This window comes from Enterobacter sp. LM3, assembly GCF_046622475.1.
GTDB lineage: Bacteria > Pseudomonadota > Gammaproteobacteria > Enterobacterales > Enterobacteriaceae > Enterobacter > Enterobacter cloacae_P.
Map to the genome: position 1 here is coordinate 1 of NZ_JBJURN010000003.1, position 11,571 is coordinate 11,571.

11 protein-coding genes and 1 other annotated feature are annotated in these 11,571 nt (G+C 51.8%); of the genes, 5 read left to right on the plus strand and 6 right to left on the minus strand.

Features of this window, described 5'->3' with window-relative positions; all coding sequences use genetic code 11:
* Positions 1 to 456: 456 nt before the first annotated feature.
* The 3 genes from clpB to rluD all read right to left on the minus strand — a co-directional run bounded on the left by clpB (position 457) and on the right by rluD (position 4,868).
* The gene (gene clpB, locus ACJ9N4_RS04095; protein ID WP_182272337.1) at positions 457 to 3,030 is read right to left on the minus strand and encodes an ATP-dependent chaperone ClpB; all 2,574 of its coding nucleotides are present in this window, start codon (positions 3,028 to 3,030) and stop codon (positions 457 to 459) included.
* Positions 3,031 to 3,159: 129 nt separating this feature from the next.
* Complete coding sequence (gene yfiH / locus ACJ9N4_RS04100; protein WP_182918800.1) at positions 3,160 to 3,891, minus strand: purine nucleoside phosphorylase YfiH; 732 nt, start codon at positions 3,889 to 3,891, stop codon at positions 3,160 to 3,162.
* Positions 3,888 to 4,868 carry a 23S rRNA pseudouridine(1911/1915/1917) synthase RluD gene (rluD, locus tag ACJ9N4_RS04105; protein ID WP_182272339.1) on the minus strand — a complete coding sequence of 327 codons (981 nt, stop codon included), beginning with the start codon at positions 4,866 to 4,868 and terminating at the stop codon, positions 3,888 to 3,890. Before rluD ends, yfiH begins: the two co-directional genes overlap by 4 nt.
* 131 nt (positions 4,869 to 4,999) lie before the next feature.
* Between rluD and bamD the strand changes: the two genes are divergently transcribed.
* The 4 genes from bamD (at position 5,000) to pheA (ending at position 7,766) form a co-directional block, all read left to right on the plus strand.
* Positions 5,000 to 5,737 (plus strand): outer membrane protein assembly factor BamD, encoded by a 738-nt coding sequence (bamD, locus tag ACJ9N4_RS04110; RefSeq protein WP_182272340.1) that lies wholly within the window; start codon positions 5,000 to 5,002, stop codon positions 5,735 to 5,737.
* A gap of 269 nt (positions 5,738 to 6,006) precedes the next feature.
* Entirely contained in the window at positions 6,007 to 6,348 is a 342-nt protein-coding gene (raiA, locus tag ACJ9N4_RS04115; RefSeq protein ID WP_181620429.1) for a ribosome-associated translation inhibitor RaiA, read from the plus strand.
* Between the two features lie 103 nt (positions 6,349 to 6,451).
* Positions 6,452 to 6,577 (plus strand) — a sequence feature (Phe leader region).
* Positions 6,453 to 6,500 (plus strand): pheA operon leader peptide PheL, encoded by a 48-nt coding sequence (gene pheL / locus ACJ9N4_RS04120; RefSeq protein WP_001386991.1) that lies wholly within the window; start codon positions 6,453 to 6,455, stop codon positions 6,498 to 6,500. Its footprint overlaps the feature before it by 48 nt.
* 28 nt (positions 6,578 to 6,605) lie before the next feature.
* Entirely contained in the window at positions 6,606 to 7,766 is a 1,161-nt protein-coding gene (pheA, locus tag ACJ9N4_RS04125; protein WP_182272341.1) for a bifunctional chorismate mutase/prephenate dehydratase, read from the plus strand.
* On the opposite strand, the gene ACJ9N4_RS04130 is transcribed toward pheA, so the two are convergent.
* From ACJ9N4_RS04130 to aroF, 3 genes are read right to left on the minus strand one after another with little or no spacing between them, the layout of a single operon-like run.
* Complete coding sequence (locus ACJ9N4_RS04130) at positions 7,763 to 8,635, minus strand: SMP-30/gluconolactonase/LRE family protein (RefSeq protein ID WP_182918801.1); 873 nt, start codon at positions 8,633 to 8,635, stop codon at positions 7,763 to 7,765. The genes pheA and ACJ9N4_RS04130 overlap by 4 nt on opposite strands.
* A 60-nt stretch (positions 8,636 to 8,695) precedes the next feature.
* A complete protein-coding gene (tyrA, locus tag ACJ9N4_RS04135; RefSeq protein WP_182918802.1) occupies positions 8,696 to 9,817 on the minus strand; it encodes a bifunctional chorismate mutase/prephenate dehydrogenase in 1,122 nt (373 codons plus the stop codon).
* Positions 9,818 to 9,827: 10 nt separating this feature from the next.
* On the minus strand, positions 9,828 to 10,898 hold the full coding sequence (aroF, locus tag ACJ9N4_RS04140) for a 3-deoxy-7-phosphoheptulonate synthase AroF (RefSeq protein ID WP_182272344.1): 1,071 nt from the start codon (positions 10,896 to 10,898) through the stop codon (positions 9,828 to 9,830).
* A 214-nt stretch (positions 10,899 to 11,112) separates the two neighbouring features.
* Between aroF and ACJ9N4_RS04145 the strand changes: the two genes are divergently transcribed.
* Positions 11,113 to 11,487 carry a DUF2799 domain-containing protein gene (locus ACJ9N4_RS04145; RefSeq protein WP_395122251.1) on the plus strand — a complete coding sequence of 125 codons (375 nt, stop codon included), beginning with the start codon at positions 11,113 to 11,115 and terminating at the stop codon, positions 11,485 to 11,487.
* Positions 11,488 to 11,571 lie beyond the last annotated feature (84 nt).

An 11,571-nucleotide genomic window follows, 5' to 3' on the forward strand; every position in this document is an offset into this window, starting at 1 on the left:
TTAAAAGTTTGATGCTCAATGAATTAAACTTCGTAATGAATTACGTGTTCACTCGTTGAGACTTGGTATTCATTTATCGTCCGAGGACGTTAAGAATCCATGTCACTTTGAGTGCCCACACAGATTGTCTGATAAATTGTTAAAGAGCAGTGCCGCTTCGTTTTCGCTGCGGCGCGGGGTGTGCATATTACGCTTTCCCGCTACAGAGTCAAGCATTTTATTTTGCTTTTCTCTGCTGGTGTTCATCTCTGAACCCCGCTAACCCGGCGGCCTGTAAGCCGTTGTTCCGTGTCAGTGGAGGCGCATTATAGGGAGTTATTCTGAAGCTGCAAGGATAAAGTGAAAATTATTTACCGACCGCTCACTTTCCAGGCAAATCACTTCCCAGACCTCAATTCTGGCCTGGTTTTTAAACAAAAACGAGCCGCAAGCGGCCCGTTTTTAGTGTTTTGTGACTTACTGCACTGCCACAATGCGATCGTCGTTGGCTTCCAGACGGATGACTTTGCCCGGAATCAGCTCCCCGGAGAGGATTTGCTGAGCCAGCGGGTTTTCAATCTGCTGCTGAATAGCGCGTTTCAATGGACGCGCCCCATAAACCGGATCGTAGCCATTTTCACTCAGCAGCTTCAGCGCATCATCAGAGATATGGATTTCATATCCACGCTCTTCCAGACGTTTGTACAGACGCTGCAGCTGGATCTGTGCAATCGACGCAATATGTTTCTCACCCAGAGGATGGAACACCACCACTTCATCAATACGGTTGATGAACTCAGGACGGAAACTATGGCTGACCACACCAAGAACCAGATCTTTCATATGGCTGTAGTCCAGTTCACCGAAACGTTCCTGAATCAAATCAGAACCCAGGTTCGAGGTCATAATCACCACCGTATTACGGAAATCGACCGTTCTCCCCTGCCCGTCCGTCAGACGGCCATCATCCAGCACCTGCAGCAGGATGTTAAATACATCCGGATGTGCTTTTTCCACTTCATCCAGCAAGATGACGGAGTAAGGACGACGGCGAACCGCCTCTGTCAGATAGCCACCTTCTTCATAACCGACATATCCCGGAGGTGCACCGACCAAACGCGATACGGAGTGTTTCTCCATAAACTCGGACATATCGATACGCACCATCGCGTCGTCGCTGTCGAACATAAAGTTAGCCAACGCTTTGCACAGCTCGGTTTTACCGACACCGGTCGGCCCCAGGAACAGGAACGAACCAATTGGGCGATTCGGATCGGACAGGCCCGCACGACTACGACGAATGGCGTTGGAAACCGCTTCGACCGCCTCGTTCTGACCAATGACGCGATTATGCAGATCCTGCTCCATACGCAGCAGTTTTTCACGTTCGCCCTCCAGCATGCGAGCGACCGGAATACCTGTCCAGCGCGCCAGCACCTCGGCAATCTCCGCATCCGTCACTTTATTACGTAACAGACGCATTGTTTTGCCTTCGGACTGTGTCGCGAGCTCAAGCTGTTTTTCCAGCTCAGGAATTTTGCCGTACTGAAGCTCAGACATCCGCGCCAGATCGCCGACGCGACGCGCCTGTTCAATAGCTATTTTTGCCTGCTCCAGCTCCGCTTTGATCGTCTGAGTGCCAGAGAGTGACGCTTTCTCCGCTTTCCACTCTTCTTCTAACTCAGAATACTGACGCTCTTTATCGTCCAGCTCTTCATTGAGCATATCCAGGCGTTTCTTACTGGCTTCATCAGACTCTTTCTTCAGCGCCTGCTGTTCCAGCTTGAGCTGAATGATGCGACGGTCGAGCCTGTCCAGTTCTTCCGGTTTAGAGTCAATCTGCATACGAATGCTTGATGCAGCTTCATCAATCAGGTCGATGGCTTTATCCGGCAACTGACGATCGGCAATATAGCGGTGTGAAAGCGTGGCTGCCGCGACAATCGCCGGGTCGGTGATCTGCACATGATGGTGCAGCTCATAACGTTCTTTCAGACCACGCAGAATTGCGATGGTATCTTCAACACTTGGCTCTGCGACAAACACTTTCTGGAAACGACGTTCCAGCGCGGCATCTTTTTCAATGTACTGACGGTACTCATCCAGCGTCGTCGCCCCCACGCAGTGAAGCTCACCACGCGCCAGAGCAGGTTTCAGCATATTCCCGGCATCCATTGCGCCGTCCGCTTTACCCGCACCAACCATCGTATGCAGTTCGTCGATAAACAGAATGACGTTGCCTTCCTGTTTCGCCAGATCGTTAAGTACACCTTTCAGACGCTCTTCAAACTCACCGCGGTATTTCGCCCCGGCCACCAGCGCGCCCATATCCAGCGCCAGTACGCGACGGCCTTTCAGCCCTTCCGGCACTTCACCGTTCACAATACGCTGCGCCAGCCCTTCAACAATGGCCGTTTTACCGACGCCAGGCTCACCAATCAGCACAGGGTTGTTTTTGGTACGGCGCTGCAGTACCTGGATAGTACGGCGAATTTCTTCATCACGGCCGATCACCGGGTCAAGTTTGCCCTGCTCAGCACGTTCAGTCAGATCGACCGTAAATTTTTTCAAAGCCTGACGTTGGTCTTCGGCTCCCTGATCGTTCACGCTTTCACCTCCGCGCATTTTCTCAATCGCCTGAGTCACATTGGCAGTGGTTGCGCCGGCAGTTTTCAGCAGGTCGGTCAAGGTACCGCGTGATTCGAGCGCCGCCAGAACAAACAGCTCTGACGAAATAAAGTTGTCTCCACCTTTTTGCGCCAGCTTGTCGCAAAGGTTCAGCACGCGCACCAGATCCTGAGACGGCTGTACGTCGCCACCGGTGCCTTCCACCTGCGGTAAACGGCTCAGCGCTTGATCGATGGCTGTGCGCAACTGGCCAGCATTAATGCCAGCAGTGGTTAATAACGGACGAACCGATCCCCCTTCCTGATTCAGCAAGGCGCTCATTAAATGAAGAGGTTCGATAAACTGATTGTCGTGCCCAAGTGCGAGGGACTGGGCATCGGCGAGAGCAAGCTGGAATTTATTAGTAAGACGATCCAGACGCATAACTCCTCCCATAACTGGTCAAATTTGCTACTGGAGATTAAATGAGGTCATCCCTCAATTATTCAAGGTTAATGACCTGAATTATGTGAAAAGAAAACGGCACGTGCCGGATCGTCTTGATTCTTTAGGTTATATCAGCCAAATAAAACTTGCCATACGACCCGTCGTCTTGTCACGACGATAAGAGAAAAAATCACCCGTTTCGGTGAGAGTACAGCGATCGCCGCCGAAGATTTGCGTCACCCCGACATTATTCAGACGCTGGCGAGCAAGTTGGTAAATGTCGGCCAGATACTTTTCACCTGTTGCCATGAAAGCATTCACCGCCTGCGGATCTTTCGCCATAAAGGCTTCACGTACCTCTGGCCCTACCTCAAACGCCTTAGGGCCAATAGCCGGGCCAAGCCAGGCAATGATATTGGCCGGGTCATCGTTGAAACAGCCGACAGTCTCTTCCAGCACACCGTCGCACAGTCCACGCCAGCCCGCATGTGCGGCAGCGACCTCTGTCCCTGCCTGGTTGCAGAACAGTACCGGCAGACAATCGGCAGTCATCACGGCACAAACCGTTCCCGGAATATTGCTGTAAGAGGCATCGGCACGTTTAGACGCGTAAGGTTCACCTGTAAGCATGAGCACATCTTTACCGTGCACCTGTTCAAGCCAGACCGGTTTCGACGGTAAGTTCCCCGCAGCAAACATGCGCTTGCGGTTCTCTTCAACATGTTCAAGGTTGTCACCACAATGCGCGCCGAGGTTCAAAGACTCCCACGCGCCCTGACTCACCCCGCCGATACGGGTCGAACTGCAGGCAGCCACGCCTTCAGGTAGTGGCCACTCCGGGACAATCAGTTTGGTCATAACCAGTCCACTTGATCCTTATGCTCTTCAAAGTCAGCGCGCATCGCGTCAATCAACTCCACCATATCTTGTGGGATTGGCGCGTGCCATTCCATCTGAATACCGGTGACAGGATGGTAAAGACGCAGCATGGTTGCATGCAGCGCCTGACGATCGAATTTGCGCAATACGCTGATGAACTCATCCGATGCGCCTTTTGGCGGGCGTGGACGGCCACCATACACCTGATCCCCCACCAGCGGATGGGTGATGTGTGCCATATGGACACGGATCTGGTGAGTACGCCCGGTTTCCAGACGCAGACGCAGGCGCGTATGGATGCGGAAGTGCTCCATGATGCGATAGTGCGTTACCGCCGGTTTACCCATTGGGTGTACGGACATATGAGTACGTTTGGTTGGGTGACGGCTGATCGGCTCTTCTACCGTCCCGCCTGAAGTCATATGACCAATCGCTACCGCTTCATATTCACGCGTGATTTCACGCAGCTGCAGTGATTCAACAAGGCGAGTCTGAGCAGGAATCGTCTTCGCCACCACCATCAAACCGGTCGTGTCTTTATCCAGACGGTGGACGATACCGGCGCGCGGCACGTCAGCAATCGGCGGATAATAATGGAGGAGTGCGTTAAGCACCGTACCATCAGGGTTACCTGCGCCCGGGTGAACAACCAGATCGCGCGGCTTGTTGATGACCAGGATGTCATCATCTTCATAAACGATATCCAGCGGGATATCCTGTGGCTCGAAGCGGACGTCCTCTTCGATTTCAGCATTGATGGCGACAACTTCCCCACCTAACACTTTCTCTTTTGGTTTGTCCCAGATCTTGCCGTTAATCAGCACGCGCTGGTCAAGGATCCATTCTTTTATGCGTGAACGCGAATAATCAGGGAACAATTCGGCCAAAGCCTGATCTAAGCGTTGACCGAGCTGATTTTCGGAGACTGTTGCGGTGAGTTCTACTCGTTGTGCCATAAACTGCTTCTTTGTTTAACGTTGGGTTTTACGGCTTTGCCGTTTAATATAGTGTGCTATTGTAGCTGGTCTTAATCGGGAGCAGGAACAGAGATTCTCCCGGACAAACATTTGAGGAAAGTCAAAACGTCATGACGCGCATGAAATATCTGGTGGCAGCGGCCACGTTGAGCCTGGCTTTGGTGGGCTGCTCCGGTTCAAATGAACAGGTCCCTGACAATCCGCCGAATGAAATCTATGCGACTGCACAACAAAAACTGCAGGACGGTAACTGGAAACAGGCGATAACGCAACTGGAAGCGCTGGATAATCGCTATCCATTTGGTCCATATTCGCAGCAGGTACAGTTAGATCTCATCTACGCCTACTATAAAAATGCCGATCTGCCGTTGGCTCAGGCCACTATCGATCGCTTCGTGCGTCTGAACCCGACTCATCCTAACATCGATTACGTGATGTACATGCGCGGTCTGACTAACATGGCGCTGGATGACAGTGCTCTGCAGGGCTTCTTCGGTGTGGATCGTTCCGACCGTGACCCGCAGCACGCGCGTGATGCATTCAACGACTTCTCCAAACTGGTGCGCGGCTATCCGAACAGCCAGTACGTGACCGACGCGTCCAAACGTCTGGTATTCCTGAAAGATCGCCTGGCGAAATACGAATACTCCGTTGCTGAATACTACACTCGCCGTGGCGCATGGGTTGCTGTCGTTAACCGTGTCGAAGGTATGCTGCGCGATTACCCGGATACACAAGCAACACGCGATGGCCTGAAGCTGATGGAAAATGCTTACCGTCAGATGCAGATGACCGCGCAGGCTGACAAAGTGGCGAAGATCATCGCCGCGAACAGCAGCAACACCTGATATTGACTTCAACGCAAAACGGCAGCCCCAGGGCTGCCGTTTTTTTATTCGATTTCGCCATAAGCTGAAGCGGTTTAGCTTCAACACATCTTATCAACTATGACTGCAATTTTTGCCTTCGACAAGGTAAATATCACCTCTTCCTGCCTTGCCTCACAAAAAAGATTCCCTGACAAAAACCGACAAAATAACGTGATCTAAATCACACATTTTGACATTAGGACAGGTATGCTGGAATCACCAAGACGGAAAGACAAGAGGTAAAATTTATGACAATGAACATTACCAGTAAACAAATGGAAATTACTCCGGCAATTCGCCAGCACGTCGCAGACCGTCTCGCTAAACTGGATAAATGGCAAACTCATTTGATTAACCCGCATATCATTCTGTCCAAGGAGCCACAGGGTTTCATCGCTGACGCAACTATCAATACTCCAAACGGCCATCTGGTCGCCAGCGCAAAACATGAAGATATGTACACAGCTATTAACGATTTGATCAACAAGCTGGAACGGCAGCTCAATAAAGTGCAACACAAAGGCGAAGCCCGTCGCGCCGCAACATCGGTGAAAGACGCCAGCCTCGCGGAAGAAGTTGAAGAAGAGTAATCCTTTAAATTGAGTATACCGCCAACGCGCCTTCGGGCGCGTTTTTTATTGACAGGGTGAAAACAGTACAGGTACTTTAACGGTATCAACCACAGGATGAACTCATGAAACATACGCCGTTTTTCTTCGCATTCTTTTTTACCTTCCCCTGAACGGGAGGCGTTTCGTCGTGTGATAAAGAATGCGAAGACGAACAACAAGGCCTCCCAAACCGGGGGGCCTTTTTTATTAATAACGATAAACAGACAGGCAACACTATGACACCGGAAAACCCGTTACTGGATCTGCGAGTAAAAATCAGCGCACTGGATGAGAAATTACTGGCGCTGCTGGCAGAACGCCGCGCTCTTGCCATCGAAGTGGGCAAAGCCAAACTGGACTCTCATCGCCCAGTGCGTGATATCGACCGTGAGCGAGATTTGCTGGAACGTCTGGTTCAGCTTGGCAAAGTGCATCATCTGGATGCCCATTACATTACCCGTCTGTTCCAGCTCATTATCGAAGATTCCGTTTTGACCCAGCAAGCGTTGCTGCAGCAACATCTGAACAAGACCAACCCGCACTCTGCACGCATTGCATTCCTCGGCCCAAAAGGTTCTTACTCTCACCTGGCTGCACGCCAGTATGCAGCCCGCCATTTTGAAGAGTTTATTGAGAGCGGCTGTGCAAAATTTGCCGATATCTTCAATCAGGTTGAAACTGGCCAGGCCGATTACGCCGTCGTACCCATTGAAAACACCAGCTCCGGTGCCATCAACGATGTATACGATCTGCTGCAACATACCAGCCTGTCACTGGTTGGTGAGTTAACTATCCCTATCGATCACTGTGTGCTGGTCTCCGGCTCAACCGACCTGAGCAACATCAAAACGGTCTATAGCCATCCGCAGCCTTTCCAGCAGTGCAGCCAGTTCCTGAACCGTTATCCAGACTGGAAAATTGAGTACACCGAAAGTACATCAGCGGCGATGGAAAAAGTGGCGCAGACAAACTCTCCAACGGTAGCGGCACTGGGCAGCGAAGCAGGTGGCGCGCTGTACGGCTTACAGGTACTGGAGCGTAATCTGGCAAACCAGACGCAAAACATCACCCGTTTCATCGTGCTGGCACGCAAAGCAATCAATGTCTCTGACCAGGTTCCGGCAAAAACCACTCTCTTGATGGCTACCGGCCAACAGGCGGGTGCGCTGGTTGAGGCTCTTCTGGTACTACGCAATCACAATCTGATCATGACCCGGCTGGAATCCCGCCCGATTTACGGCAATCCGTGGGAAGAGATGTTCTACCTCGATATCCAGGCCAATCTGGAATCTGCATCCATGCAGAAAGCCCTGCGCGAACTGGGCGAGATCACCCGTTCAATGAAAGTACTGGGCTGTTATCCGAGCGAAAATGTCGTCCCGGTTGACCCGGCTTAACGTTCGATAAAACGACTTTTCTTCATCCCTGCTACGCTGACGGGCAGGGTGAAGATAGCGCCAGAGAGCGGGTATTGCGCCACCTCATTCTCATCCATATTTTCCCGCGTAGTCGTAATAAACAACGTTTTCATGTCATCCCCCCCAAAGCAGACCATCGTCGGGCAACGCACCGGCAGCCGATATTCTTCCAGCTGTTCCCCCTGCGGAGAAAACCGCGCTATGCGCCAGCCGTCAAACAGCGCACTCCAGTAGCAGCCTTCCACATCCATTGCCGCGCCGTCGGGTATCCCTTCGCCCTCTTTGAACCGATGAAATACCTTACGTTGACCAGGCTCCCCATTTTCATCGAGTGGTGTACGGTAAATGACACCGTTCGGCGTATCGGAGGTGAACATCCACTGTTTATCGGGGCTAAACGCTAACCCGTTATGTCCGTGGATATCACACTGGATCACTTTCGGCGTCAGGTCGTTGTCGATACGCATCAGCATTGCACCGTTGTAGTCCCCTGGCCCCCAGAAGGTACCCGCATAGAAACGGCCAATATGGTCGGTTCCCCCATCGTTAAAACGCGCGAGCTGCGGGTTAGACGGGTTATCGCACACCTTGCGCCGGAGCAGGCCGTGATTATCGGTGAGCCAGATGGCGTTACGCATCGCAACGATAAAACCACCGCGTTCACGCAGGGCAAAACACCCCACCTCTTCATGGAAGGAAAGCACAGTATGTTCTGCCGTAGGCAGATGGTAACGGTGGATCTCCCCTTCCAGAATATCTGCCCAGTAGAGCGCACTCTCTTCTGCGCTCCATGTCGGGCACTCCGGCAGATGCCCGGTGTAATTCAACAGCTGTTGTGGTTCAGCCATGACAGTTCCCCAAAATGAAAAAAGCCAGCAATACTGGCTTTTAGTATATACATCATCACATTACTGGCGACTGTCATTTGCCTGACGTAACAGCGTGCGGCTCTCACTCTGGAAACGTTTTGCGTAATCACCAAACCAGTGTTCAACTTTACGGAAGCTGTCGATAAACGCCTGTTTATCGCCGTGCTCAAGCAGCGTAATGGCCTCGCCAAATCGCTGATAGTAACGTTTGATGAGCGCAAGGTTGTTTTCTGACGACATAATAATGTCGGCATACAACTGTGGATCCTGTGCAAACAGACGACCAACCATTGCCAGCTCAAGCCGATAGATTGGTGAAGAGAGCGCCAGCAACTGCTCAAGCTGTACATTCTCTTCTGCCAGATGCAGCCCATATGCAAAGGTCGCAAAGTGGCGCAGCGCCTGAATGAACGCCATGTTCTGATCGTGCTCAACCGCGCTGATGCGGTGCAAACGCGCGCCCCACACCTGAATCTGTTCCAGGAACCACTGATAGGCTTCCGGCTGACGGCCATCGCAGTAAACAACCACCTGCTTTGCCAGGCTGCCGCTGTCCGGGCCAAACATGGGGTGCAGACCGAGCACCGGGCCAGTGTGCGCAGTCAGCATCGCCTGTAGCGGGCCATTTTTGACGGAGGCTAAGTCCACCAGGATACAATCTTCCGGTAGCGGAGGAAGCTTCCCGATGATCTGCTCCGTCACATGGATCGGCACGCTGACAATAACCATGCCCGCATCTTTCATGAGTTCTGGCGCATGTGCCCAATCCTCTTTTTCCAGAATGCGCACCTGATAGCCAGAAAGCGTCAGCATTTTTTCGAACAGACGCCCCATCTGACCTGCCCCGCCCACAATGACCACCGGACGCAGCGACGGACAGAGGGTTTTAAAGCCCTTATCGTTCTCGCTGGAGTAAGATTCCCGCATCACGCGACGCAAAACATCTTCAATCAAATCGGGAGAAACGCCCAGCGCCTGGGCCTCTTTCCGGCGGGATGCCAGCATGGACGCTTCACGTTCCGGTACATAAATGGGCAGGCCGTATTTGCTTTTAACCTCACCTACCTCGGCAACCAGTGCCATGCGGCGCGCCAGAAGATCCAGCAGCGCCTTATCCACTTCATCAATTTGATCGCGTAATGCGGTCAATTCAGCAACCATAACTAACCTCTTAAGCCAGACGCGTCGCCAGCTGGCCGTGTAAATCTTTATGGATCTCACGCAGCAGCGCATCGGTGGTTTCCCAGCTGATGCAGGCATCCGTGACGGATACACCATGCTTCATCGCGCTACGCGGTTGTTCAGATGACTGATTGCCTTCATGAATATTGCTCTCAATCATCAGACCGATAATAGAACGGTTACCATCTTTAATCTGTGCAATCACGGATTCCGCCACCGCAGGCTGACGACGGTAATCTTTATTTGAATTACCATGACTGCAATCTACCATCAGCGCCGGACGCAGTCCTGCCTGTGCCATCTCTTTTTCACACTGCGCCACATCCGCCGGGCTGTAGTTCGGTGCTTTACCACCACGCAGGATCACATGACCGTCCGGGTTACCCTGGGTTTGCAGCAGGCAAACCTGACCAGCCTGGTTAATACCGACAAAACGGTGTGGCATCGCAGCGGCACGCATCGCGTTAATCGCCGTCGCCAGGCTACCATCGGTTCCGTTTTTAAAGCCCACCGGCATCGACAGGCCAGACGCCATCTCACGGTGGGTTTGTGATTCTGTCGTACGCGCACCAATCGCAGACCAGCTAAACAGATCGCCCAGGTACTGCGGGCTGTTTGGATCCAGCGCTTCTGTTGCCAGCGGTAGCCCCATGCTCACCAGTTCCACCAGCAGGCGACGCGCAATCTTCAGGCCTGCTTCCACATCAAACGAGCCATCCATGTGCGGATCGTTAATCAACCCTTTCCAGCCAACGGTGGTACGTGGCTTTTCAAAATAGACGCGCATCACCAGGTAGAGGCTATCGCTGACCTCCTCCGCTAATGCTTTAAATCGACGAGCGTATTCAATAGCCGTTTCAGGATCGTGGATAGAGCATGGACCACACACCACCAGCAGACGCGGATCGCGGCCAGCGATAATGTCAGAGATGGTCTGGCGAGAGTGCTCAATTTGAGCCTCCTGCGCAATACTCAGCGGGAACTCCGCTTTCAGTTGATCCGGAGTAATTAAAATCTGTTCGTCGGTAATGTGTACGTTGTTCAGCGCGTCTTTTTGCATGATGGCGATCCTGTCTGGCTCGTTTGCGATAGTTGTTTTCCTCTAAGAGGTGGAACAACGATACCACAACAAGTAAAGATTTCAATCCAAAATACGTACACATTACTTTACATAGGCCATTTCATTGCAAAAATCAGCCGATAAAAACGTAAAGTTAAAATTACACTCACAAATTCTTTTGCCAGGCTATGCTGAAGAAAAAAGGAGAGTCGCTATGCGTTCGATGCTTCCTGCGCTGATGGTATTGCTTTTATCGGGCTGCCAAATCAATCCTTATACGTTCCAGCCCAACTGGACAAGCCCCAGCTGGTTTGACGCGGGTAAAGAAGACGCCATGAATGGCCTCCCGGTTAAAGATAACCAGTTGCTGGCCGATAATTTTAACGATCCGCATGTTGATCGTAGCGAATATCTCCGCGGTTATGCCGATGGACAGAAAAGAGTCTGTGAAGAAGGCTTCCTCCACGCCTGGGGATTAGCGGGCAAATCGTTTCCTGCCAGCTGTGATGCCACCGCAAATGCAGTAAAACTGCATGAGTCCTGGCAAAAAGGAATGGATGAAAGCATGAGCGCAAGCAGGCTTAATTGAATTTATTTTTAACACTCTGAATAAATACAATTGTAGGATTTAACTTAGGTCGACATAGTCGCATTTCTGACATAATGACGGCTT